Source organism: Streptacidiphilus sp. MAP5-3, assembly GCF_041262505.1.
Taxonomy (GTDB): Bacteria; Actinomycetota; Actinomycetes; order Streptomycetales; family Streptomycetaceae; genus Streptacidiphilus.
The window spans coordinates 1-23,862 of sequence record NZ_JBGCCL010000041.1 but is presented as its reverse complement, the minus strand read 5'-3'; the positions used below and the strand labels follow the sequence as shown (position 1 = coordinate 23,862).

At 71.3% G+C, this 23,862-nt stretch carries 26 protein-coding genes; 7 read left to right on the top strand and 19 right to left on the bottom strand.

The genetic code is table 11. The annotated features are described in order from the left end of the window. Window positions 1–32: 32 nt before the first annotated feature. Window positions 33–674, bottom strand: a complete 642-nt coding sequence (locus tag ABH928_RS34075; protein ID WP_370072593.1) for an HAD family hydrolase — start codon at window positions 672–674, stop codon at window positions 33–35. 113 nt (window positions 675–787) lie between these two features. On the opposite strand from ABH928_RS34075, the gene ABH928_RS34070 reads away from it, so the two are divergent. Both ABH928_RS34070 and ABH928_RS34065 read left to right on the top strand, forming a co-directional pair. Further along, window positions 788–997, top strand: a complete 210-nt coding sequence (locus ABH928_RS34070; protein ID WP_370072592.1) for a hypothetical protein — start codon at window positions 788–790, stop codon at window positions 995–997. A 107-nt stretch (window positions 998–1,104) separates the two neighbouring features. Then, window positions 1,105–1,245, top strand: coding sequence for a hypothetical protein (locus ABH928_RS34065; protein ID WP_370072591.1), 141 nt, complete (start codon window positions 1,105–1,107; stop codon window positions 1,243–1,245). A 17-nt stretch (window positions 1,246–1,262) separates the two neighbouring features. On the opposite strand, the gene ABH928_RS34060 is transcribed toward ABH928_RS34065, so the two are convergent. From ABH928_RS34060 to ABH928_RS34030, 7 genes are all read right to left on the bottom strand, one after another. After that, window positions 1,263–1,775 carry a hypothetical protein gene (locus ABH928_RS34060; RefSeq protein WP_370072590.1) on the bottom strand — a complete coding sequence of 171 codons (513 nt, stop codon included), beginning with the start codon at window positions 1,773–1,775 and terminating at the stop codon, window positions 1,263–1,265. Between the two features lie 502 nt (window positions 1,776–2,277). Next, complete coding sequence (locus tag ABH928_RS34055; protein ID WP_370072589.1) at window positions 2,278–2,571, bottom strand: hypothetical protein; 294 nt, start codon at window positions 2,569–2,571, stop codon at window positions 2,278–2,280. 54 nt (window positions 2,572–2,625) lie between these two features. After that, window positions 2,626–2,988: a VOC family protein gene (locus ABH928_RS34050; protein ID WP_370072588.1), complete on the bottom strand. Its 363-nt coding sequence runs from the start codon at window positions 2,986–2,988 to the stop codon at window positions 2,626–2,628. A gap of 7 nt (window positions 2,989–2,995) precedes the next feature. Then, the gene (locus tag ABH928_RS34045) at window positions 2,996–3,691 is read right to left on the bottom strand and encodes a response regulator (RefSeq protein WP_370072587.1); all 696 of its coding nucleotides are present in this window, start codon (window positions 3,689–3,691) and stop codon (window positions 2,996–2,998) included. Next, entirely contained in the window at window positions 3,688–4,980 is a 1,293-nt protein-coding gene (locus tag ABH928_RS34040; RefSeq protein ID WP_370072585.1) for a sensor histidine kinase, read from the bottom strand. The genes ABH928_RS34045 and ABH928_RS34040 overlap by 4 nt, the downstream gene beginning before the upstream one ends. Before the next feature lie 104 nt (window positions 4,981–5,084). After that, window positions 5,085–5,540, bottom strand: coding sequence for a hypothetical protein (locus ABH928_RS34035; protein ID WP_370072584.1), 456 nt, complete (start codon window positions 5,538–5,540; stop codon window positions 5,085–5,087). Between the two features lie 185 nt (window positions 5,541–5,725). Next, window positions 5,726–6,049, bottom strand: a complete 324-nt coding sequence (locus tag ABH928_RS34030; protein ID WP_370072583.1) for a hypothetical protein — start codon at window positions 6,047–6,049, stop codon at window positions 5,726–5,728. A 125-nt stretch (window positions 6,050–6,174) separates the two neighbouring features. Between ABH928_RS34030 and ABH928_RS34025 the strand changes: the two genes are divergently transcribed. Next, complete coding sequence (locus tag ABH928_RS34025; protein WP_370072582.1) at window positions 6,175–6,405, top strand: hypothetical protein; 231 nt, start codon at window positions 6,175–6,177, stop codon at window positions 6,403–6,405. Between the two features lie 23 nt (window positions 6,406–6,428). Here ABH928_RS34025 and ABH928_RS34020 read toward each other — a convergent pair whose 3' ends face one another. The 8 genes from ABH928_RS34020 to ABH928_RS33985 all read right to left on the bottom strand — a co-directional run bounded on the left by ABH928_RS34020 (window position 6,429) and on the right by ABH928_RS33985 (window position 15,454). Then, window positions 6,429–7,088, bottom strand: coding sequence for a LysE family translocator (locus ABH928_RS34020; RefSeq protein WP_370072581.1), 660 nt, complete (start codon window positions 7,086–7,088; stop codon window positions 6,429–6,431). Between the two features lie 44 nt (window positions 7,089–7,132). Beyond that, window positions 7,133–8,170: an epimerase gene (locus tag ABH928_RS34015; protein ID WP_370072580.1), complete on the bottom strand. Its 1,038-nt coding sequence runs from the start codon at window positions 8,168–8,170 to the stop codon at window positions 7,133–7,135. A 164-nt stretch (window positions 8,171–8,334) separates the two neighbouring features. Continuing rightward, the gene (locus tag ABH928_RS34010) at window positions 8,335–9,921 is read right to left on the bottom strand and encodes a glycerol-3-phosphate dehydrogenase/oxidase (RefSeq protein ID WP_370072579.1); all 1,587 of its coding nucleotides are present in this window, start codon (window positions 9,919–9,921) and stop codon (window positions 8,335–8,337) included. A 95-nt stretch (window positions 9,922–10,016) separates the two neighbouring features. Further along, a complete protein-coding gene (glpK, locus tag ABH928_RS34005) occupies window positions 10,017–11,546 on the bottom strand; it encodes a glycerol kinase GlpK (protein ID WP_370072578.1) in 1,530 nt (509 codons plus the stop codon). Between the two features lie 89 nt (window positions 11,547–11,635). Next, window positions 11,636–12,346, bottom strand: a complete 711-nt coding sequence (locus tag ABH928_RS34000; RefSeq protein WP_370072577.1) for an MIP/aquaporin family protein — start codon at window positions 12,344–12,346, stop codon at window positions 11,636–11,638. Window positions 12,347–12,574: 228 nt separating this feature from the next. Next, complete coding sequence (locus ABH928_RS33995) at window positions 12,575–13,339, bottom strand: IclR family transcriptional regulator (RefSeq protein WP_370072576.1); 765 nt, start codon at window positions 13,337–13,339, stop codon at window positions 12,575–12,577. Between the two features lie 189 nt (window positions 13,340–13,528). After that, window positions 13,529–14,452: a homocysteine S-methyltransferase gene (gene mmuM / locus ABH928_RS33990; RefSeq protein ID WP_370072575.1), complete on the bottom strand. Its 924-nt coding sequence runs from the start codon at window positions 14,450–14,452 to the stop codon at window positions 13,529–13,531. 258 nt (window positions 14,453–14,710) lie between these two features. After that, the gene (locus ABH928_RS33985; RefSeq protein WP_370072573.1) at window positions 14,711–15,454 is read right to left on the bottom strand and encodes an SDR family oxidoreductase; all 744 of its coding nucleotides are present in this window, start codon (window positions 15,452–15,454) and stop codon (window positions 14,711–14,713) included. Window positions 15,455–15,552: 98 nt separating this feature from the next. On the opposite strand from ABH928_RS33985, the gene ABH928_RS33980 reads away from it, so the two are divergent. The 3 genes from ABH928_RS33980 to ABH928_RS33970 all read left to right on the top strand — a co-directional run bounded on the left by ABH928_RS33980 (window position 15,553) and on the right by ABH928_RS33970 (window position 19,252). After that, window positions 15,553–16,122: a TetR/AcrR family transcriptional regulator gene (locus tag ABH928_RS33980; protein WP_370072572.1), complete on the top strand. Its 570-nt coding sequence runs from the start codon at window positions 15,553–15,555 to the stop codon at window positions 16,120–16,122. Window positions 16,123–16,289: 167 nt separating this feature from the next. Further along, on the top strand, window positions 16,290–17,075 hold the full coding sequence (locus ABH928_RS33975; protein WP_370072571.1) for an NUDIX domain-containing protein: 786 nt from the start codon (window positions 16,290–16,292) through the stop codon (window positions 17,073–17,075). 188 nt (window positions 17,076–17,263) lie between these two features. Continuing rightward, a complete protein-coding gene (locus tag ABH928_RS33970) occupies window positions 17,264–19,252 on the top strand; it encodes an acetoacetate--CoA ligase (protein WP_370072570.1) in 1,989 nt (662 codons plus the stop codon). A gap of 45 nt (window positions 19,253–19,297) precedes the next feature. Here ABH928_RS33970 and ABH928_RS33965 read toward each other — a convergent pair whose 3' ends face one another. Next, window positions 19,298–20,107 (bottom strand): class I SAM-dependent methyltransferase, encoded by an 810-nt coding sequence (locus tag ABH928_RS33965; protein ID WP_370072569.1) that lies wholly within the window; start codon window positions 20,105–20,107, stop codon window positions 19,298–19,300. 160 nt (window positions 20,108–20,267) lie between these two features. Here ABH928_RS33965 and ABH928_RS33960 point away from each other — a divergent pair, with 160 nt between their 5' ends. Beyond that, entirely contained in the window at window positions 20,268–21,275 is a 1,008-nt protein-coding gene (locus tag ABH928_RS33960) for an EamA family transporter (RefSeq protein ID WP_370072568.1), read from the top strand. Window positions 21,276–21,294: 19 nt separating this feature from the next. Here the strand turns inward: ABH928_RS33960 and ptsP are convergent, their stop codons facing one another. Together ptsP and ABH928_RS33950 are read right to left on the bottom strand one after the other, a co-directional pair. Further along, entirely contained in the window at window positions 21,295–22,980 is a 1,686-nt protein-coding gene (ptsP, locus tag ABH928_RS33955) for a phosphoenolpyruvate--protein phosphotransferase (protein ID WP_370072567.1), read from the bottom strand. 60 nt (window positions 22,981–23,040) lie between these two features. Next, the gene (locus ABH928_RS33950; RefSeq protein WP_370072566.1) at window positions 23,041–23,490 is read right to left on the bottom strand and encodes a PTS glucose transporter subunit IIA; all 450 of its coding nucleotides are present in this window, start codon (window positions 23,488–23,490) and stop codon (window positions 23,041–23,043) included. Window positions 23,491–23,862 lie beyond the last annotated feature (372 nt).

The window sequence follows — 23,862 nt, the reverse complement described above, 5'->3', positions numbered from 1 at the left end:
GCTCGACCCATCCAGGTCGGGCGCTTCTGCTGTCAGCCTGCCAGGAGTTCGGCGAGTTCCGTCAGCGAGTTGACGCGGTAGTCCGCGCCCGCGGCCTCGGCCTCGTTGGCCCAGAGGTAGCCCCACGGTCCGCGGCGGATGTGACAGGCCTTCAACCCCGCGGCCTGCGCGGGGGCGATGTCGTTCGCCGGATGGTCGCCGACGTAGAGGATCTCCGCCGGGTTGCGGTCGGCCCACGTGCACAGGGTCGCGAAGAACTCGCCGGAAGGCTTCGCGACCTGCCACTCACCGGACACACCGATCGCGTCAGCGGGCAGGTCAAGGGCACGCAGTAGCTGGCCGACGCGCGTGGTCTGGTTTCCGGCGATGCCGACCCACAGGCCGGCGTCGCGGAGGGCCTGCAGTGCGGGGCGGACATCGGGGTAGAGGTCGGATTCGTCGAGGCGCTCACCGTGCCCGGAGTCTTCCCGGATCTCGTACTCGGCCCACAGGTCCAGGTCGGGTTTGATCAGGCGGAGGGCGTCCGCGTTGTCTCGGCCTTGGGCGACTACGGCGCCGACGAGCGCAGACAGGGTGTGGTGTGGGACCTGGAGCCAGTCGGCCCAATCTGCCCAGAAGCGGCGGTCGCTGGTGACGGTCTCGCCGACGTCGAACACCACAGCGCTGATCTGCATGCGGGCGAGCCTATCGGTCGACTGGCCGGGGTGCGGATTTGGCGAGTTGGCTGACTCGGCGGAAGTCGTCCACCTGGTACGGGAATTGAAGCGCCGCCCGGTAGAATGATCGTGTGGATTCTGGTGTTGAGCTGCGCAAACTGCAGCGGGCGGTGATCGAAGCGAACGTCGCGATCCAGGTACATGCCCGCGGCACCACCACGTGGACGCAGCTCGCGCACCACCGCCACACCCAGCTCGTCGACGTGTGGCTGCACGCGATTGAGGCCCTCCGCGCCCACGGAGCCGACGACGAACCGGAGCCCGAACCCCTCGCCGCATGATCATGCATTTGGTCGGTATCTCCCCGCCATGACCCCAGAAGGCCATCGCCTCGACAGCGAGATGTTCTCGAGACTCGCTGCCTGACGGCACAGGTAGGGTCCAAGCCATGCCCTCCAACACCGCGCAGACCAATTACACCCCGAAGCCAGGAGACACCCCCAAGGGCTGCTGCCTGGCGGTGGCTTGCACGATCGTCCTGGGGATACTGCTCTTCGGGGTGCTGTTCCTGCTCGGCCCCAAGGGCTGACCACCGCAGGGAACGCGTCAGGCTCCGATCAGCGCCGCCAAATCGGCAGGCGTGACATCACCTGGGGCGCGTCCGTCCTTGAAGAGATGGACGCCGGCGGCGGCGTAGGCAGCATCGGCCAACTGGCTGCAAATCATCGATTTCTGCGACGTCATGACGTGCTTCGCCCACGGGATCCGCAGGCGGAAGTGCCACAAGGCCAGGGCGAAGTAGTCCGCGGCGCTGTAGGGCACTCCGACGAAGCCGCGGGCGGCGGTCACGATCCTGGTCCGCCGGACGTCGGTCAGATCGATGTGGCCCGTCGACCAGGCGATCGGCCGCCCCGCGTACTCGTCGGCACCGGCCAGACGCGCCCCACCCGGCTCCGCCTCGACGACCTGGCCGTCGCCGACGAACACTCCGGCGTGGTCCCAGTGGCCGAATCGGGAGCCATTGAGGAACTCGCCGATTGATATCAACACCCCGACGGGGCCGTCGACTTTCACCACGAAGAAGTCCCCCGGCAGGGGCTGTACCGGCGCGGCCGTCATCTCGTGGGCGGTACGGCAGTCGGGGCGGGCTGAGGCTCGTGGTCCAGTTTTGTGAGCGCGCTCAAGGGGTCCTCCTGCTGAGGATCGACACCGGGCCGCGCAGCGGCCGCGAAAGAGATGCCATTATGGGCCAACGTCGTTGAATTGCTTGGCCGTTGAGTCAGCAAAGACGGCCGGACAGGTCGTCGTGTCGAACGGTCCAGGAGCGTGGGCGAGTGACGCCCGACGCGGCGAACGCGACTGAAACCCAAGCCACGTAGACGAGTTGCTGTTCCAAGTAGGGTGTACCCCCGCAGCGCGCCGACGCTGCACATAACCCTGCACCAGATCCGGAATCGGCCGTGACGAGGGGCAGTTCAGCTATTGCTGCCCCTCCAGGCCTGCATCACGGCGGCGTTGTGGATGGGGCAGAGGGTGTTCGGTGAGGCTGCGCTCACGGGACTCGGCGAGCGGCTGACTGTTGGACAGGCGGACCGTAGGCAGGTGAACGGCGGGGGCCTGGCTAGATCTTGCCGCTGATCAGGGCTGCGCCGATCGGCCCGACGACGACCGCGATGATCGTGAAGATCACCGATGTCATCCACAGCTCCCGGTCCGCGCCCGCCCAGCTCCGTTCCTTGCTCGACATCGCCCGGTACTCGGTCATGTGGCCGTTCATCCAGGCTTTGTGCTTGCGGTGGGCCCGCCGGAACAGCGGAACCTCCACCCCGACCAGCACCACGGCACAACAGACCCACCACGCCACCAGCACTGTCGCCCCCGTTGTCGCTCCCGATCCGGTCAGCGTAGCGCCCACCGTCGACCGACATCGTGCCGACGACCGAAAGCGCCTCCGGCGCGGGCCCCCGAGTCAGGACACCTTGCCGCCGAAGGCGATCTCGTTGCCGTCCGGGTCGCGGTAGCTGACCTTGTGGACGCCCTCGGGGTAAGCCTCCCGCCGCGCCGGCTCCAGACCCCGGACCGCGATCGCGGCGACGCGTGCGTCGAGGTCGTCGACGAACAGGGTGACCAGCGCGCCTCCGGCACGCTCCGGCTGCTCGACGACGTAGACGTACCGGTGCTCCGCCAACTGCCACACCGCCTCCGTGGCGTGCGGATAGAACGCGGGCGGGCCGCCGAGCAGCCGTTCGTACCACTGCACCGCCGTCGCGTAGTCGCTGACGGGAATGCCCGCGAAGAGGTCGAGGCTTATGCCGTCAGCCTGGTTCGCCATGGTCTCCTCACCCCTGCGTCGGACGCCGCTGGGGTTGGAGCAGGCCGCGGTGGAAGGCCTCGCTCACGGCGGCGGCGCGGTCGCTGACTCCGAGTTTGGCGTAGATGTTCAGCAGGTGGGACTTGACCGTGGCCTCGGTGATGAAGAGCTTGGCCGCTGCCTCGCGGTTGGTCGCGCCGGAGGCGACCAACTGGAGCACCTCCACCTCGCGCTGGCTCAACGGACCGTTCGTTGGGACGGCAGCCGAGTCACCGGCTTCCGTCGGGTCCGACCCGCGCACGCGGCTCATCAGCAGTGCCGCCACCGACGGTGCCAGCACCGCCTCGCCGCGCGCGGTGGCACGGACCGCGCGGAGGAGGTCGTCGCGTGGCGCGTCCTTGAGGAGGTAGCCGCTCGCGCCCGCCTCGATGGCCGGCAGGACGTGGCTGTCGGTGTCGTACGTCGTCAGCACCAGCACCCGGGTGGTGCTGCCGCGCGCGGCGAGTTCGCGGATGGCCATGACGCCGTCGGTGCCCGGCATGCGCAGGTCCATCAGGACCACGTCCGGGCGGAGCTGCTCCGTCAGCCGGACCGCCTCCGCGCCGTCCGCGGCCTCGCCGACGACCTCGAACTCCGGGTCGCGCGCGAAGAGCCCACTCAGGCCGTCGCGCACGACGGGATGGTCGTCCGCGATCAGCAGACGGATCACGTTCTCTTCGCTCACGCTTCTTCCTTCCTCGGGACCCGCGCCGAGATCCCGGTGCCGCCGCCCGGCTCCGACTCGATCTGCAAGGTCCCAGCCAGGCCCTCGATCCGCTGCCGCATCGCCACCAGCCCGAACCCGCCCTGCGGTACAGGTGCGGATCCATTGACACGCGCCGCCACCCCCGACGGGTCGAAGCCGCTGCCGTCGTCCCGGACGTCCAGCGCCACCTCGTCCTCCAGATAGGACAGCGTCACCCCGACCCGCGACGCGCGTGCGTGTTTCGCCACGTTGGCCAGCGCCTCCTGCGCGGTGCGCAGCAGCGCCAGCTCCGCCTCCGGCGGCAGCGCGCGCACCGTTCCGGTCGTGGTGACCCGGACCGGGATGCCGTGCAGCGCCGACCAGCGCTCCGCCACGCCCGCGACCGCGTCGCCCAACCGTGCCCCCGACTCCAACGGCTCGGGGCTCAGCGCGTGGACTGAGCGGCGTGCCTCGGTCAGGCTCTCCTTCGCCAGCCGCGTCGCCGCCTCGATGTGGCGCTGTCGGACCTCGGGCGCGTCGGCGGCGTGCTCTGCCGCGTGTTCCGCGGCATGGAGCTGGGTGATGATCCCGGTCAGGCCCTGGGCCAGGGTGTCGTGGATCTCGCGGGCCATCCGCCGGCGCTCGTCCTGGACGCCCGCCGCGCGGGCCTGGGCCAGCAACTGCTCGTGCAGGGCCGCGTTCTCCGCCAGCGTCGCCTCCAACCGACGGTTGGTGGCACTGACCTCGGCGAGGGCGCGCTCGCGCTCGGCGTGGTCGTGGGCGCGTCGCCGCATCGCTACGGCGGCGGCGCACATCGGGACCACGTTGGCGAGCACTACGCCGAGGTAGCCAAGCACGCCGACGGCAGTCGACTTGTCGATGCCGTTCGCCTGCGCCGTCCCGGCGACCACGGCCACCGCACCGACCCCGACGAGCTGTACCGGCCAGCGCAGGAGCCGGAAGGCGTAGATGTATCCGGCTGGGGTGAAGAACCCGAACCACGGGTCCCTGACCACCAGCGCTGCGGTGATCGCGATCAGCACGACGAAGAAGCCCGCCATCAGGTGTGGCCGCTCGCGCCAGGCCGGGTGCAGGGTGAAGACCCAGAGCATCCAGGCGGCTGCCGCCCCGCACAGGAGCAGGTCGACCGGCAGCGATCCGCGCTGGGTCGGGCTGCCCGCCTTCTCGGCGACGGTGACCAGGACCAGCAGCCCGAGCAGCAGATAGGGCACGACCGTGGCCGTCGCGGACCACTGCCGCGTCGAACCGGTCGTGCCCTCCTGCACCATGACTGCGTCTCCCTGATGGCTCACCTGGCTCACGTGGCTCACACGGCTCCCGCTGAAGGTGCGGAACACCCTGAACCGTCGGCCCTTCCGCCAATGTATCGGCGTCAACGCGCGACGGGGCCGTCGACGGCGAAGAGCGCGCGCGTCCGCCGACTGTTCGCGATCGCCACGACGCCGACCAGCAGCACGCCGCAGACGCCCTGCTCGAACCGCATCCAGACGGGGAGCACGCCGGGGAGCGAGGCCATCACCGCGATCACCGCCAGCATCACGCCGGACGCGATCCGCAGGCGGCGGTACGCGCCGCGTCGGCCGCGTGCGGCACCGGCGGCGAGGGCCAGCATCAGCAGCGAGGTGAAGGCGACGATCCCGCCCCGGATCCAGACGGTCGGGGTGACCAGATCTGCGTGGTTCCGCATGAGGTAGGCGACCACCAGCGTGCCCGCGCTCAGGGCGGCATAGCCGCCGACCAGTCGCTTGACGGGACGGAACGCCTCGGCCGTGGTGGACGAGGAGACGGAGGAATTGGAGGAGCTGACGGAGGTCTGCACGGTGTTCATCTCGGGAGCCTTCCTGTCCGGCCTTTCGGCTGTTCTTGGGTTGGCTCCAGAATCGCCGGGCGACCCCGGCTCCCACATCAACCGTCCGCCGGGGACAAGGGCTGATCCTCCCGGTCAACCGGACGGCTGAGTCCGCCCCACCGATCGGTGGACCAGCCGCAGGCCGGCCGCGGATCAGTGGTAGTTCAGTCGCCGTCGAGCGCTCCGCGCACCAGCTCCCGCGCCGCGTCCAGCTCGCGCAGCGCGGTGGCGAGGTGGGCCGGGTCCGGTTGGTTGAGGTGGAGGCCGAGCTCGTGGACGGCGTCCGCAGCCGAGGCCAGCGCGCGGAGCAGCGGGCCGTTCTCGGTCATCACGGCGCGGTCGATGTTGTGGGCCAGCCAGACCGAGCCGGCCAGGATGTTGCTGGAGATGTGCGTCCGGCGCCGGAGGGCGTCGAGGTCCTCCGGGGTCTCGTGGTGGGCGATGACGTCGCTGCGGTGGTGTCCGGGGGTCGCGTTGCTCTCAGTCACAGCCGCCACAATAGGCCTAGCCTCCTCCCCTCCCGGTGCCCGAGTCACCGCCGCCGCGTCGCCCGTGCGTTGCGATCTTCGGCGATCTGCCCTACCAGCAAGGGTTTTTGACGCACACTTGCTTTATGGCGCAGACGACTCGAGATCCGTCCAAGCCGTACGGCGGTCTGTGGACACCCCCGGACAAGTACCTCGCGCCCGGCTGCAAGGGCGTGGAACCCGAAGAACCGCACGCCTGCGCGGTCGGCGTGCGAGTGGTCTCGGGCAAGCTCATCGGGTGCGAACACGAGTGCCACGATCAGGAGGTCAGGCGCCTCAAGGAGGTCTCGGCCCGCTACGGCGACACGTTGACCTGATCGGCGGGGCGGTCAGCGCTCGGTCAGCGCTCGGACAACGCCAGCTCCACGCCGAACCCGATCAGCGTCACGCCGGTCACGGCGTCCAGCGCCCGGCGGACCGTGGCGCGCCGGAGGCGGAGGTGCCGCAGCGCGGCGCGCAGCCGCGTGGTGCCCAGGATCAGCAGGCTGAACCACGCCATCCCCTCGACGTCGTGGACCAGGGCGAGCAACAGGCCCATGGCCAGGTGCGGCGCGTGCGGCGGGATGAACTGCGGCAGCATCGCGGTGTAGAAGACGCCGATCTTCGGGTTGAGCAGATTGGTCGTCAGCCCGCGCCGGTACGAGCCCGACAGCCGGGCGAGCGCCGGGGCAGGACCGTCGCCCACCGACCCGCCGAGCGCCGCCTCGGGGCGTCGGGCCGCGCGCAGCATGCCGACGCCCAGCCACAGCAGGTAGGCGGCACCGGCGATCCGCAGCCCCAGATAGGCGTCCTGGGACACCGTCAGCACGGCGGTCGCACCGCAGGCCGCCGCCGCACCCCAGCACAGCGCACCGGTGTTGATCCCGAGTGCCGTGGCGAAGCCGTGCGCCCGGCCCCGCGCGGCGGCGCTGCGCAGCACAAGGGCCGTGTCCAGCCCGGGTATCAGCGTCAGCAGGCCCGCGACGACGGCGAACGAGGCGAGCGCGGAGGGGATCGTCATGTGGCCATCATCGCTCAGCCGCGCGACCGTTCGGCCGTCATCGCTCAGCCGTGGAGCCACGCTGGCGTCAGCACGGACCGCAGCGCCTCGCCCCTGCGTTCGCCGCCCTGTCGGCAGCGGACCCGGTGGACCAGGTCGGCCGCCGCGTCGTGCCACTGATCGTGCTCGAAGGCGAACCCTGCGTCCCGCAGTCGTCCGGGCACCACCCGGCGACTCTTGAGCAGCAGTTCGGCGTCGCTCCGGAGCGCCAAAGCGCTGAGGCGCGCCATCTGCCGGGTCGCGGGCAGTCCGACCGGCGTGCCCCACGCCTGGCGCAGCGCGCGCATGAACTCCCGCTGCGGCAACGGCCCTGGGGCGGCAAGGTTCACCGGGCCGGAGAGCGCTGCGTCGCTTTCGCCCTTGGCCCCGCCCTCGTCTCCGATCAGGAACCGCACCGCGCGGACGAAGTCGACGTCGTGGATCCAGGACACGTACTGCCCGCCGCCGGCGACCGCGCCGCCGAGGCCCAGCCGGGTCAGGCCGAGCAGCACGTCGAAGGCGCCGCCTCGGTCCGGGCTCATCACCATGGCCGACCGCAGCGCCACCTTGCGGGTCTGCGGCGTCACGGCCAGTTCCTGCTCGCGCTCCCAGCTGCGCGCGATCCGGACGCTGAACTCCCAGTAGCCGGGCACGTCCGGCTCGGTGCCGCCGAGCACCCCGTGAGTCTCGTCATTCGGCGCCGCACCGGCCGCCGCGTGGGCGTAGACGGTCGCGGTGCTCATCTGCAGCCACACCCGGGGTGGACGGGCAGCAGCCGCGATCGCCTGGCCGACGACCCGGGCGGAGTCGACACGGGAGGCCATCATCTCGGCCAGGTTCGCCGGGGTGTAGCGGCAGCTGACGCTGCGCCCGGCCAGGTTGACGACGGCGTCCGCGCCGTCGAGCGCCTCGGCCCAGGGGCCGAGGGTCCGACCGTCCCAGGCCGTCTCGCGCGGGTGGGCGGGGCGCCGGGTGAGCACGACCACCTGGTGCCCGTCCGCCTCCAAGGAGCGGGTCAGGATCGTTCCTACCTGTCCTGTTCCGCCCGGAATTACCACCTTCATGCCGACCAGCTCCCCCTTCAGCGCAGCAGCGGACGGCCCTGAGCACGACGCTCGGTCGGCCTCCGCTTCGATCAGGAGCGTACGCCCATATTGAACGCGTTCAAAAAGCAGGGTGGGCCCCGGCGCATCGTGCGCCGGGGCCCACCTGGGGGACCGGTGGAGGCTCAGCCCTGCGCGCTGCGCCCGGCCAGGAAGGACTCGATCTCCGTGCGGACCTCCGGCGTGTCCAGCCCGCGCACGGTCAGCGTCGTGCGTCGCCGCAGGACGTCGTCCGCCGTTGCTGCCCACTCGTGGTCGACCGCGTAGGCGACCTGCGCCCACACGTCCGGGCCGTCCGCGTGGATCGGGCGGCCCAGCGCCGGGTTCTGGTCGATCAGGCGGGCCAGGTCGAAGGAGAGCGTGCCGTAGTGGGTGGCCAGGTGACGCGCCACCAGCGGGTCCATCCGGGCGCCCGGCTCGCGGTCCACCAGCAGGCGGTGCGCGACGGCGTTCGGGCTGCCGACGCCCGGCAGCGGCACGGTGCGCGGGATCGCCGACATGTCCTCGGCCAGCCCGGTGCCGGGCACGTGGGCGAGCTTCTCCAGCACCACGCGGCCGATGTGACGGTACGTCGTCCACTTGCCGCCTGCCACGGAGAGCATGCCGCCGCGGCCCTCGGAGACGACCGTCTCGCGCTTGGCGGCGGCAGTCCCGCCCGGACCGCCGGGCAACACGCGCAGGCCCGCGAAGGAGTAGGTGATCAGGTCGCGGTCAAGATGGTCGTCGCGGATCGCGTGCGCGGCCTCGCCGAGTATCTGGTCGACGTCGGCCTCGGTGGCACGGACGTCGGCCGGGTCGCCGGTGTACTCCTCGTCCGTGGTGCCGAGCAGGACGTGGTCCTCCCACGGGATGGCGAACGAGACCCGGTACTTGTCGATCGGGATGGTCAGCGCCGCCTGCCACGGGGCCTTGCGCTTGACGACGACGTGCGCGCCCTTGGAGAGCCGGATGCTGGGCGCGGCGCCCTTGTCCTCCATCTTCCGCAGGTGGTCCACCCACGGTCCGGTCGCGTTGAGGACGAGCCGCGCGTCGATGCCGAACTCGTCGCCGGTCAGCCGGTCGCGTATCTCGGCGCCGGTCACCCGGCCGCCGGTGAAGCGAAGCCCGCTGACCTCGGCGTGGTTGAGCACGACCGCGCCCGAGTCGACCGCCGCGCGGACCGTCATCACGGCGACGCGCGAGTCGTTCATCTGGTGGTCCTTGTAGACGGCCACCGAGCGCAGGCCCTCGGTGCGCAACGCCGGGACAGCCTGCCCGGCGCGGGCCGCCGTGGCGACGTGACCCATGCCGTCACGGAAGACGGAGAGCGCGGAGTAGAGGAAGACGCCCGCGCCCAGCTTGGGCGCGGAGTGCGGGCCGCCCTTGTACACGGGGACGAAGAAGGTGAGCGGGTTGACCAGGTGCGGGGCCACGTCGGTGGAGAGCGCGCGGCGCTCCTTGTGGTTCTCCGCGACCAGCCTGACCGCGCCGGTCTGCAGGTAGCGCAGGCCGCCGTGGACCAGCTTCGACGAGGCGCTGGAGGTCGCGCCCGCGAAGTCACCGGCGTCGACCATGGCGACCCGGAGCCCCGACTGCGCGGCGGTCCAGGCGACGGCGGTGCCGAGGATGCCGCCGCCGATGATGAGCAGGTCGTAGGTGGCACTGCTCAGCAGTTCCCGCGCCTGGGCGCGGTCGGCCGTGCGGTTGGCCCCCAGGGTCGGCATGGAGTGCATCGGAAGATCCCTCAACTTCTCTGGTGGTGGTGCGAACGGCGCGGCGGGCCCTCCCCGTGCGGGGCCCGCCGCACCCGTCTTGCGGGGTCCGGGCGTCAGCGGCCGGACGTCGAGTCCTCGTCGATCCAGCCCATGGTCCGCTCGACGGCCTTGAGCCAGTTCTTGTACTCGCGGTCGCGCGTCGCCTCGTCCATCCGCGGCGTCCACTCGGCCGCGCGGTGCCAGTTGGCGCGCAGGGTGTCCAGGTCCGGCCAGAACCCGACGGCCAGACCGGCGGCGTAGGCGGCGCCCAGCGCGGTGGTCTCGGCGACGTAGGGGCGCTCGACCGGGACGTCCAGCACGTCCGCGATGTTCTGCATCAGCAGGTTGTTGCTGGTCATGCCGCCGTCGACCTTGAGCGCGGAGAGCGTGACGCCGGAGTCCTTCTCCATGGCGTCGACGACCTCGCGGGTCTGCCAGGCGGTTGCCTCCAGCACGGCGCGGGCCAGGTGACCCTTCGTCACGTACCGGGTCAGGCCGGTGATCACGCCGCGCGCGTCGGAGCGCCAGTACGGCGCGAACAGGCCGGAGAAGGCCGGGACGATGTACGCGCCGCCGTTGTCCTCGACGGTCGAGGCCAGCGTCTCGATCTCGGCCGCGGTGGAGATGATGCCGAGCTGGTCGCGCAGCCACTGCACCAGCGAGCCGGTGACCGCGATCGAGCCTTCCAGGGCGTAGACCGGGGCCTCCTCGCCGATCCGGTAGCCGACCGTGGTCAGCAGCCCGTGGTAGGAGTTGACCGCCTTCTCGCCCGTGTTGAGCAGCAGGAAGGTGCCGGTGCCGTAGGTGGACTTGGCCTCGCCCACGTTGAAGCAGGTCTGGCCGAACAGCGCCGCCTGCTGGTCGCCCAGCGCGGAGGCGACCGGCACGCCCGCCAGGTCGCCGACGGCCTCGCCGTAGATCTCGGCGGAGGAGCGGATCTCCGGCAGGACGCTCATCGGCACGTCCATCGACTCGGCGATCTTCTCGTCCCACTGCAGCGTGTGCAGGTTCATCAGCATGGTGCGGGACGCGTTGGTCACGTCGGTGACGTGCCTGCCGCCGTCGACGCCGCCGGTGAGGTTCCAGATGACCCAGGTGTCCATGGTGCCGAAGAGGATGTCGCCGCGCTCGGCGCGCTCGCGCAGGCCCTCGACGTTGTCCAGCAGCCAGCGGATCTTCGGACCGGCGAAGTAGCTCGCGAGCGGGAGCCCGGTCTCGCGGCGGAAGCGGTCCTGCCCGACGTTGCGGCCCAGCTCGCGGCAGAGCTCCTCGGTGCGGGTGTCCTGCCACACCAGGGCGTTGTGGACCGGCTTGCCGGTGGTCCGGTCCCACAGGACCGTGGTCTCGCGCTGGTTGGTGATGCCGATGGCGCGGATGTCGTCACGGGTCAGCCCGGCCTTGGCCAGCGCGCCGGCGATCACGGACTGGACCCGGGTCCAGATCTCCTCGGCGTCGTGCTCGACCCAGCCGGGCTGGGGGAAGATCTGGCTGTGCTCCTGCTGGTCGACCGCGACGATGCGGCCGTCTGCGCCGAAGATGATGCAGCGGCTGGAGGTGGTGCCCTGGTCGATGGCCGCGATGTACTGGCCGGTGCTGGTGGTCATGTGTGTCCTCGTTGACAGTGGGGGCGGCGAGGGCCCTGCGGGGTGGCGCGTTCTCGGGTGTGCCTAGCCTGGTCGATCCGTCAGGTTGATCAGAAGGCCGCGTTGTAGATTCCGCCGGCGAGCAGCGCGCCGAGGATCGGGCCGACGATCGGGACCCAGGCGTAGCCCCAGTCCGAGCTGCCCTTCTTGGGGATCGGCAGCAGGGAGTGGACCAGACGCGGGCCCAGGTCGCGGAAGGGGTTGATGGCGTAGCCGGTCGGGCCACCAAGGGAGAGGCCGATGCCGACCACGGTCAGGGCGGTGATCAGGATGCCCATGCCGGAGAGGCCGAGCTCCTTGTTCAGCCCCTGGGTCAGGATCAGCAGGCAGAGCACGGTGGTGCCGATGGTCTCGGTGATCACGTTCTGGACCGGGTTCCGGATCTCCGGCCCGGTGGCGAAGATGCCGAGGGTGGGCTCGTCGTTCTCGTTGAACTGGCCCAGGTAGGACAGCCAGACCAGCACCGCGCCGATGACCGCGCCGAGGAACTGTCCCGCCAGGTAGACCGGGACGTGGCTCCAGTCGCCGGTCTTGACGGCTATCGCGATGGTGACGGCGGGGTTGAGGTGGGCCCCCGACAGTGAGTTCGCGGTGTACGCGGCAACGAGCACGGCAAAGCCCCAGCCGAAGGCGATGGCGAGCCATCCGGCCCCTTCGGCCTTGGAGCGCTTCAGGGTGACGGCAGCGCAGACGCCCGCGCCGAGCAGGATCAGTAGGGCGGTACCGATGAGTTCGCCGAAGAAGATATGGCTGTTGGACACAGCGGCTCCCAGTGCAGTTTGCGGCTCACGTTCGACAATGTCGACCGTTGTGCGAAAACTACGTGGCCCGCTGCACCTGCGTCAATGCAGGTGCAGCTGTGGCTGTGGAGGCGTCGAACAAACGGGACATTGCTCGCTCAACATAGACAAATCACCCGTTCGGACGGGTACGGAACACGCCGAACGGACCGTCAGATCGGGAGTGCGCCCAGTGAATGCGCCCGAGCGTCAGAAGCGCGGCGCGCCCAGGTCGCGGGAGATCGCGCGGGCCGCCTCGCGTACGGAGACGACCAGCTCCGGCCGGATCACGCCGTCCCGGCAGACCCGCTCGACCGGCCCGTTGAGCGCGACCGCGCCGACGGGGTTGCGGCGGCGGTCCTGGATCAGCGCCGCGACCGAGGCCACCCCGGTCCAGGTCTCCTCGACGGCCGCGCCCCACCCGCGCTCGCGGATCTGCGCGGCCTCGGCGTCCAGGTCGGCCAGCTCGGTCAGCGTGCGCGGGGTGAAGGCCTCGCGCTCGCTCTCCTGCAGTTCGGCGCGGGCGACCGGGTCGTGGGCGATCAGCACCTTGCCCAGCGCCGTGCTGTGCAGCGGCTGCATGCTGCCGACCTCCAGCACCTGCCGGGTGTCGTCCGGGCGGAAGACGTGGTGCACGATCAGCACGCCGCGCAGGTGCAGCACCCCGAGGTAGACCGTCTCCCCGCTGGCCCGGGCCAGGTCGTCCGCCCAGACCAGGGCGCGGGCGCGCAGCTCGTGGACGTCCAGGTAGCTCTGGCCGAGTCGCAGCAGCTCTGCGCCCAGCTGGTACTTGCCGCTGTCCGGGTCCTGCTCGACGAAGCCCTCCTGCTGCAGCGTGCGCAGGATGCCGTGGGCCGTTCCCTTGGCCAGTCCGAGTGAGGCGGCCACGTCCGACAGGCCCAGCCGCCGCTCGCCGCCGGCAAGCAGTCGCAGGATCGCCGCCGCGCGCTCGAGCGACTGGATCGACCCGGCCATCGGAGAACCTCCCACTGCGGCTGAAGACAGCACGACGGAACAGACAACGGACACAGACGACGGAACGGACAGAACTAGGGGTCGGAACAGCGGTCGACAATGCCGACGGCGCTGTGCGTGACACCGAGTCTGCCAGCAAACCAGGTCAGGCAGCACACAGGCCCACCCCGCCGGGCCGCCGACGGCGTCTCAGACGCCGCGGGTCCCGGCGCTCAGCACTGCTCCCAGCGCCGCGATCTGGTCCGCCCCGACGCGGCAGCAGCCGCCGACCAGCCGGGCCCCGGAGGCGGTCCACTCGGCCACCCGGTCGGGGGAGAAGGTCGCCGGCCCGGACCAGGCGCGCGCCGCCGCGTCCCAGCCCTCGCCGCTGTTCGGGTAGACGACGACCGGCTTGCCGGAGACCTCCGCCGCCAGGGCGACCGCCTCGGCCGCCTCCTCCGGAGCGAGGCAGTTCACGCCCACGGCGACGACCTGCGCGTTGCCGCGCGCCAGCGCGAACGCCTCGGCGAGCGGCTGCCCCGCCCGCGTCCGGCCCTCGGCCGCGCTGAAGGAGAGCCAGACCGGCAGGTCCAGCGAGGCGACGGCGTCCAGTGCCGCCTCGGCCTCGTCGATGTCCGGGACGGTCTCGACAGCCAGCACGTCGGGCCGGGCGGACGCCAGCACCTCGGCGCGCGGCGCATGGAAGGCGCGCAACTGCGCCCGGCTGAGCCCGTACCGGCCCCGGTACTCGGAACCGTCGGCCAGCACCGCGCCGTACGGTCCGACCGAGGCCGCCACCCAGCGCGGCCCCTGTCCGGGCGCCTCGTCCGCGGCCTCCCGCGCCAGTGTGACGCTGCGTCGCAGCAGTTCCTCCGCCTCCGCACGGTCCACGCCGACCCGGGCGAAGCCCTCGAAGCTGGCCTGGTAGCTCGCGGTGATCGCGACCTGCGCGCCCGCGGCGAAGTAGCGCCGGTGCACGGCGGCCACGGCTGCCGGTTCGTCGCGCAGCAGCCGTGCGGACCACAGCGCGTCGGAGAGGTCGTGCCCGTCGGCGGCCAGCTCGTTGGACATGCCGCCGTCCAGTACCACCACTCCCCTGGCGAGCGCGTCGGGGAGCGAACCCTGGATGGACATCGGCAGACCTCCGGACGGACGAGCGGTCGGGCAGGACGAGCGGTCGGGCAACGAGCGAACTGCCAAGCAGGTCAACGGCGCGGGGCGGGCCGCCGGAACTCCGGCAGACCCGCCCCATCGACGTCACCCCAACCCTATCCCCGCCCGCCGTTCAGCTGCGCGGACGGGTCACCTCCTTACGGGGCACCGCCGTATGGGCCACCTCTGTACTGGCCACCTCTGTACTGGCCACCTCCGTACGGGCCGCTGCTGCACGTGTCACCGCTGCACGTTGAGCCGCGCCCCGCCGTCGACCGGCAGCACCACGCCCGTGGTGTAGGTGTTCTCGACCAGGAAGGCGATCGCGTGGGCGACCTCCTCCGGCCGTCCCGGGCGGCCGACCGCCGTACCGCCGGCCGCGCCGACGATCGCCTCGGTGCGCGCCTCCGCCGGGACCCAGTCCCACCACGGCGTCTCGATCACGCCCGGGGAGACGGCGTTGACCCGGCGCGGCGCAAGTTCGGCCGCGAGGATCCGCGACGCGGTCTCGACGGCCGAGTTCATCGCACCCAGTACCACCAGCCCCGGGCCGCTCAGTTGCGAGCTGACCGCGCCGACCAGCGTCACCGAGCCGTCCGCGCGCAGCGTGCCGAGTGCGGCCTGGACGCTCAGCAGGTGGGCGAGGAGCTTGCCCTCGCTGTGCTTGCGGACCTCGGCTGCCTCCAGGTCCGCCAGCGTGGTGACCCCGCCGTTCCTGGTGACCGTGACCACGAGGTGGTCGAACGTGCCCACCTCCGCGAAGAACTCGGCGAGTTGCCCGCTGTCCGTCGCGTCCACCGCGCGGCCCATGACCGGGCGGTCGGCGCCCTGCCTGTCGAGCGTCTTCAGCGCCTGCGTGAGGCGCTCCTCGCTGCGTCCGGCGATGACGACCTCGTACCCCCGGTCGAGCAGCAGGTCCGCCGTCGCCAGGCCGATCCCCGAGGTGCCGCCCAGGATGACGACGCGCTCCGACGTGTGTGCCATGTCCGTCCCCACTTCATCTCCGCTCGTGTCTCGTCACGAGTAACGAGACACTATGCCTCGATTCTGTAACGAGACACCCTGTCTTGTAAAGTCGGGCCATGAATCCGAAGCCTCCCGGGCGTCCGCGGAGCGACGCCGCCCGTCGCGCGATCCTCGACGCGGCCGTCGCCCTCTGCGTGGACGGCGGCTACGCCAACGTCACCATCAAGGCCATCGCGGACGCGGCCGGAGTCGGACGCCAGACGGTCTACCGCTGGTGGCCGACCCGCGGCGCGGTGCTGCTGGAGGCGATGGGCGAAGTCGGCGCGGCCCACGGCGCCCCGCCGCCGAGCGGTGATCCCGTTGCCGACCTTCGCGTCTTTCTGGAGGCGACGTTCCGGCTCGCCCACAAGGCCCCGGTCGCCGACATCCTGCTCGGCCTGACCTCCGACGCCTTCGCCGACGAGCAGTTGGCCGCCAGGCTGCGCGGCTACATCGCCGAGCGTCGCGCGCTGCTGGCGGAGGTGTTGGAGCGCCAGGGCGCGGACGGTTGGAGGGTCCCGGTCCCGACCGTCGTCGACCTGGTCTTCGGGGCGATGTGGTACCGGCTGATGAACCAGCACGGGCCGGTGGGGCCGGAGTTGACGGAACAGGTGCTCGTCGTCGTGGCCGCGCTGCGGCAGGCGTAGCGCCCGGGCGGGGCTGGCACTCCGGCGCGGCATGCGCTATGTTGTTCTCAGAGCGAGAAAGACTCGATCAGAGAAGAACTCGATGAGAGAACAACTCTGACCGAGGGTCGACCGAAACCGATCGCGACAATCCGACCACGACACATCGACCCGCCGGAGCGGCACGCATGCACGAGGACGACGAGGCCGGGTGGCTCGCCGCGTACGACCCGCGCGCCTACGCGCCGATCGCCCTCACGGTCGACGTCGTCGTGCTGACGCTGCGTCAGGGACGGCTCAGCATCCTCCTCGTGGAGCGGGGCGGGCCGCCGTTCCAGGGGCGCTGGGCGCTGCCCGGAGGGTTCGTCAAGGCGGGGGAGGAGGGGCTGGACGAGGCCGCGGCGCGCGAGCTCGCGGAGGAGACCGGCCTCGCGCCGACCGCTCTCGAACGGGTGCACCTGGAGCAGCTCGGCTCCTACGGCGCGCCCGACCGTGACCCGCGCATGCACGTGGTCTCGGTGGCCTACCTGGCCTTCGCACCTGATCTGCCCGACCCGCGCGCCGGCGGCGACGCCGCCCGCGCCGTCTGGGTTCCGGTCGCCGGTCCTCACGGGGGTGGGACCGGCGACCGGGAGCTACCCGCTCCGCTCGCCGAACGCGAACTGGCCTTCGACCACGCCAGGATCGTCGCCGACGCGCTGGAGCGCGCCCGCGGCAAGCTGGAGTACACGCCGCTCGCGACCGCCTTCCTCGGGCCGGAGTTCACCATCCCGGAACTCCGCGCCGTCTACGAGGAGATCTGGGGCGAGCGCCTCCACCCCGGCAACTTCCACCGCAAGGTGCTCTCCGCGCCCGGTTTCGTCGAGGACACCGGCGCGACCGCGGAACGGGGCAACTCCCGCGGCGGTCCGCGCGCCCGCCTCTACCGCGCCGGACCGGCCACCACCCTTCACCCGGCACTGCTGCGGCCGTGACGCCCAGGGCCGAGTCGAGCTGAGTCCGCGAGCTGAGTCCGTCAGCAGCTGGGTCCGTGACGTGAGCCGTGTGACGCGTTCCGTCGACCCTGGCGCGTCCGGCCCCGATCGTGGCAAGGTCAGCACAGGCGTTCCCACCTGCCCTCCGGCGTGCAGGTGCGCCTGACGGTCGGAGGCACGAAGCGCGCATGAGCACCGAAGAGACCACGCCGCTGTGGCGGCCGGACCCGGCCGGAGCCGCGGCCTCCCGGATGGCCGCCTTCCAGCGCTTCGCCGCCGAGTACTACGGCGCGCCCCGCCCCCAGCAGGGCCAGGACCCTGCGGTCGAGTACGCGAGCTTCCACCGCTGGTCGGTCGAGCACCTCGAGGACTTCTGGAGCGCGGTCACCCAGTGGTTCGACGTCCGCTTCCAGACGGAGCCCAGCGCCGTGCTCGGGGACGCGACCATGCCCGGGGCGACCTGGTTCCCCGGCGCGAAGCTCAACTACGCCCAGCACGTGCTGCGCCACGGCGAGGACCCGCACAACGCCGACACGCCCGCCATCCTCCACGTCGACGAGGCGCACCCAGAGCCGCAGGTCACCACCTGGGCCGAGCTGCGCCGTCAGGTCGGCTCGCTCGCCGCCGAACTGCGTCGCCTCGGCGTCGAGCCCGGTGACCGGGTGGGCGGCTACCTGCCCAACGTGCCGCAGGCCGTCGTCGCCCTGCTGGCCACCGCCGCCGTCGGCGCGATCTGGACCTCGTGCGCGCCCGACTTCGGCGCCCGCAGCGTGCTGGACCGGTTCCAGCAGCTCGAACCCGTCCTCCTCTTCGCCGTGGACGGCTACCGCTACGGCGGCAAGGAGCACGACCGCACCGGCGTCGTCGCCGAGCTGCGCGCCGAGCTGCCGACGCTCCGTCATGTCGTGCACATCCCGCTGCTCGGACGCCCCGCACCCGAAGGCGCGCTGGAGTGGGAGGAGCTGACGAGCAGTCCGACCGTCCCCTCCTACGAGCAGTTGCCGTTCGACCACCCGCTCTGGGTGCTCTACTCCTCGGGGACCACCGGCCTGCCCAAGGCCATCGTGCAGAGCCACGGCGGCATTACCGTGGAGCACCTCAAGCAGGCCGGACTCCACCTCGACCTCGGCCCGGGGGACCGGTTCTTCTGGTACACCTCCACCGGCTGGATGATGTGGAACTTCCTGCTGGCGGGTCTGCTGGTGGGTGCGAGCATCGTCACCTACGACGGCAGCCCCGGCTACCCGACCCCCGACGCGCAGTGGCGCATCGCCGCCGACGCGGGGGTCACCACGTTCGGCACCTCCGCCGCCTATGTGATGGCCTGCAAGAAGGCCGACGTCCACCCCGGCCGTGACCTCGACCTGACCCGGCTGCGCGCCATCGGCACCACCGGCTCCCCGCTCCCGCCCGACGGCTTCCGCTGGATCTACGACGAGATCAGCCCGGACATGTGGCTCGCCTCCGTCAGCGGCGGCACCGACGTCTGCAGCTGCTTCGTCGGCGGCGTGCCGACGCTGCCGGTGTACCTGGGCGAGATCCAGGCTCCCAGCCTGGGCGCTGCCGTCGAGGCCTGGGACGTCAACGGCAAGCCCGTCGTCGGCGACGTCGGCGAACTGGTCGTCACCAAGCCGATCCCGTCCATGCCCATCCGCTTCTGGAACGACCCCGACGGCGTCCGCTACCGGGACAGCTACTTCGAGATGTTCCCCGGCGTCTGGCGACACGGCGACTGGATCACCGTCACCGAGCGCGGCACCGTGGTCATCCACGGCCGTTCCGACTCGACGCTCAACCGTCAGGGCGTCCGGATGGGCTCCGCCGACATCTACGAGGTCGTCGAGCGACTGCCCGCCGTCAAGGAGTCCCTGGTCATCGGCCTGGAACTGCCCGACGGCGGCTACTGGATGCCGCTCTTCGTGGTGCTGGTCGAGGGCGCGGAGCTCGACGACGAGCTGCGTACGGCGGTCCGCGACGCGCTGCGCACGCAGCTGTCGCCGCGGCACGTCCCGGACGAGATCATCGCCGTGCCCGCGCTTCCGCACACCCTCACCGGCAAGCGCATCGAGGTGCCGATCAAGCGGATCCTGGGCGGCACGCCGCTCGCCCAGGCCGTCAACCTCGGCTCCATCGACAACCCCGACGCGCTGCGGATCTTCGAGCAGTACCGCCGCTGAGCGCCAGTCAGCTGAACGCCGACGGGCTGCTGTGCCGGGTCCGGGTCACACCCGGCACAGCAGCTCGCCGTGCAGCACGCTGAACCAGCCGCGCGGCTCCTGGGCCCAGCTCTGCCACGCCGCGCTGATCCGCTCCAGATCCTCGCGCTGGGCGAACCCCTCGGCCACCGCCTGCTCGGCGATCGCGGATCCGGTGATCCGCTCCGCCCACATCCCGCCCCACCAGGCGCGGTCCTCCTCCGACGAGAAGCACCAGGTGGACGAGGACGCCTCGACCCGCTCCGGCGCGAAGCCCGCATCGAGCGCCCAGCTGCGCAGCATCCGCCCGGCGTCCGGCTCGCCGCCGTTGGCGCGGGCCACCCGGTGGTACAGCACGTTCCACTCGTCCAGCTCGGGCAGCGACGGGTACCAGACGAACCCCCCGTAGTCCGAGTCGCGCACCGCGACCACGCCTCCCGGACGGCAGACCCGCCGCATCTCGCGCAGCGCCTGGACCGGGTCCGCGACATGCTGCAACACCTGGTGCGCATGCACGACGTCGAACGACGCGTCGGGGAACGACAGCGCGTGCACGTCCGCCGTCTCGAACCGGACCCCGGCCGACTCCGGTACCGCCTCCGCCGCCTTGGCCAGCACCTCGGCGGAGATCTCGACGGCCGTGACCAGCCCCGGCCCGACCCGCTCGGCCAGCCCGGCGGTGATCGTTCCCGGCCCGCAGCCGACGTCCAGCACGGACAGCCCCGGCTTCAGCTCCGGCAGCAGGTAGCCGGCGGAGTTCTCAGCCGTGCGCCAGGTGTGCGAGCGCAGGACGGACGCGTGGTAGCCGTGGGTGTACTGCTTCTGATGCTCAGTCATGTCTGCCTCCCTGGGTGCCGACCATAGATCAGGTCTCAGCTTGTGAGAGCAACTGTCTCGTATAACAAGACCCGTTCGCGACAACGGCAGGAAATGGCGTGGCGGGTGGCTGTATTCCTGCGGGAGGATCGATGTACAGAGCTGTACGAGAGGAACGCACATGACACATGAGGCGGCGCCAGCTGCGACCGAACGGTCGGTCCCCGCAGGTCAGGCCGGTCCCGAACGGACCCGGAACTTCCTCTGGCCCGCCCTCGGCATCGTCTACGTCGTCTGGGGGTCCACCTACCTCGCCATCCGGATCACCGTCGAGACCATGCCGCCGTTCCTCTCGGCAGCGCTCCGCTTCCTCGTCGCCGGAGTCCTGCTCGTGGGCCTGGTCGTCTGGCGCTCCGGCTCGGGTGCCCTGCGGGTGACCCGCAGGCAGCTCGCCTCCGCCGCCGTCGTCGGTCTGCTGCTGCTCGTCGGGGGCAACGGCCTGGTCGTCCTCGCCGAGACCCGGATCCCGTCCGGGCTGGCGGCGCTGCTGGTCGCCGCCGTGCCGCTCTGGGTCATCGTGCTGCGCACGCTCTTCGGCGACCGCCCCCGCGCCGCCACCTTCGTCGGCGTGCTGATCGGCTTCGCCGGACTGATCGTGCTCACCCTGCCCGGCAGCTCCGGCGCGGTCCGGCTGGTCGGGATCATCGCGGTGCTCGCCGCCGCCCTGCTCTGGTCGATCGGCTCGTTCCTCTCCTCCCGCCTGCCGATGCCCGGCAACCCCTTCACCGCAAGCGCCTACGAGATGCTGGCCGGTGGCCTCGGCGACCTCGCGCTCGGCCTCTTCCGCCACGAGCACCTGAACGTCGGCGCCGTCAGCACCAGCTCCTGGCTGGCCCTGGCCTACCTGGTCGTCTTCGGATCCCTCGTCGCCTTCAGCGCCTTCGCCTGGCTGCTGCAGAGCGCGCCGCTCTCGCTGGTCGCCACCTACGCCTACGTCAACCCGGTCGTCGCCGTCGCGCTCGGCTGGCTGGTCCTCAACGAGTCGGTCACCTGGTCCATCGCCGTGGGTGGTGCGGTCGTCGTGGTCGGCGTCTGCGTCGTCGTCTCCACCGAGGCGCGCACAGCACGTGGCACGCGGACGTCGCAGCGGGCCCCCGCCCCGAAGGACGAAGGCCCGCTCACGTCGTAACCGGTGGCGTGCACCGGTGTCACTCCCCGGAGAGCACCTGGTTCGCCGCCGCCCGTGCCTCGGCCGCGCTGTCCGCGGCCCGCGCGGCGGCAGCCGCGCGCTCGCACTGGGCCAGCGTCACCTTGGCCAACTTCGCCCGCACGTAAGGGATCGACGCCGCGCCCATCGAAAGGCTGGTCACGCCCAGCCCGATCAGCACGCACGCCAGCACCGGATCCGAGGCGGCCTCGCCGCAGACGCCGCAGCTCTTGCCCTCGGTGCGGGCGGCCTCCGCGGACAGCGCGACCAGGTCCAGCAGCGCCGGCTGCCACGGATCCTGCAGCCGCGCCACCGCGCCCACCTGGCGGTCCGCCGCAAAGGTGTACTGGGCAAGGTCGTTGGTCCCGAGCGAGAGGAACTCGACCTCCTGGAGGATCGACCGCGCCCGCAGCGCCGCCGAGGGGATCTCCACCATCGCGCCGAACTTCGCCTGCAGTCCCGCCTCACGGCACGCGTCGGCGAAGGCCTTCGCATCCTGGCGGTCGGCCACCATCGGGGCCATCACCTCCAGGTGCACCGGCAGACCTTCGGCCGCCCGCGCCAGCGCCCGCAGTTGGGTGCGCAGCACCTCGGGGTGCTCCAGCAACGTACGTAGACCGCGTACGCCCAAAGCGGGGTTGGGCTCGTCGGCCGGGGTCAGGAAGTCCAACGGCTTGTCCGCCCCCGCATCCAGGACGCGCACCACGACGCGCCCCTCGGGGAACGCCTCCAGCACCGCGCGATACGCGTCGACCTGTGCGTCCTCCGACGGGGCCTTCTTCGAGTCGTCCAGGCTGTGCTTCTCAAAGAACAGAAACTCGGTCCGGAACAGCCCGACGCCCTCCGCACCCGCCTCAACCGCGGCCGGGACGTCCACCGGGCCACCGACGTTGGCCAGCAGCGGAACCCGGTGCCCGTCCGAGGTCCGGCCCGGACCCGTGGACGCGGCGAGCGCCGCCTTGCGCTCCTCGGCCTCGCGCCGCAGCCGCTGCTGCGTCTCCGTCGAAGGGTCGACGATCACGGCACCGCTGCTGCCGTCGACCGCGACGACCACACCCTCCGGCAGGTCGGTCGCGCCGGGCATCGCCACCACGGCCGGTACCCCGAGCGCGCGGGCCAGGATGGCGCTGTGGCTGGTCGGCCCGCCCTCCTCGGTGACAAAACCGAGCACCAGCGTCGGGTCCAGCAACGCGGTGTCGGCGGGGGCCAGATCGCGGGCGATCAGCACGTAGGGCTCGTCGCTGTCCGGCACGCCCGGCATGGGCACACCCATCAACCGGGCGACGATCCGGTTCCGCACGTCGTCCAGGTCGGCGACCCGCCCGGCCAGGTAGTCCCCGGCCGCTGCCAGCAGCGCCCGGTACGCGGCGAACGCGTCGTAGACGGCGCGCTCCGCACTGCTGCCCACGGCGATCCGCCGCTCCACGTCAGCCATCAGCTCCGGGTCGAGCGCCATCAGCGCCTGCGCCTCGAGGACGGCCTGTGCCTCACCGCCCGCCAGGTTGCCGCGCGCCTGCAGATCGGCGGCCACGGCGTCGACCGCCCGCTGTGCCCGGGCCTGCTCGCGCGCCGCGTCCTCGGTCGGGATCTGCTTGGCCTCCGGCTCCAGCACCGCCGTGCCCATGTGCCGCACCTGGCCGATCGCCACGCCGTGGCTCACGCCCACGCCCTGCAGGGTCTCTGTCATCTCACCGGTCTCCGCTTTGAGTCTCCGTCGTAGTGTTGTCGGCGTACCGCTGTCGCTGAATCAGTTCCAGGCGAACAGGGTCTCGCCCACCGCGATGTCACCGGACTCCCGGATATCGGTGAGCTGCTCGACCGAGGCCTCCAGCGCGACCACGGGACAGATGGACGACTTACCGGCGGCCTCGACGGCGGTCGGGTTCCACTTGACCACCGGCTGCCCGCGCTTGACGCTGTCGCCCTTCTGCACGAGCAGCTCGAAGCCTTCGCCGTTGAGCTGAACGGTGTCGATACCGAGATGCGTGAGCACGCCGTGCCCCTGCTCATCCAGCACGACAAAGGCGTGCGGGTGCATGGACACCACGATGCCGTCGACGGGGGAGACGGCCTCACCCGGCCCGGGCGCGGGCTTGATCGCGGTACCCGGGCCGACCATGGCCCCGGAGAAGACGGGGTCGGGAACGTTCGCGAGCCCGATGGCCTCGCCGACCAGAGGGGACGTCACGGTCGTCATGGTTGAGCCTCCTAGATGGCGGAACCCAGGACGCGAGCCCTCAGGGGCTCGCATCGGGGATCAGCCTAAATCATGTCAACTATGGACACTTCGGACCTAAGCCACGAGTTGTCCGCCCAGGTCAGGGCCGCTATGCCCGGACCGGGAAAGATCGGCGAGAGGTCTAGACCACCGCGCGGAGCAGACTCTACGTCATTCGAGTGACAGGCGCGGATTTGCTCCTACGGACAGCTCCCTGTAACTTCTTCGTTGTGCCCGGCGCCGACCGGGACAAATCACGAAGGAAGCGCCCGGAGGGCCCGGTGAAACGGGGCTGAAGGAAGCGTCCGTTCCTTGAGAACTCAACAGCGTGCCAAAAGTCAACGCCAGTTA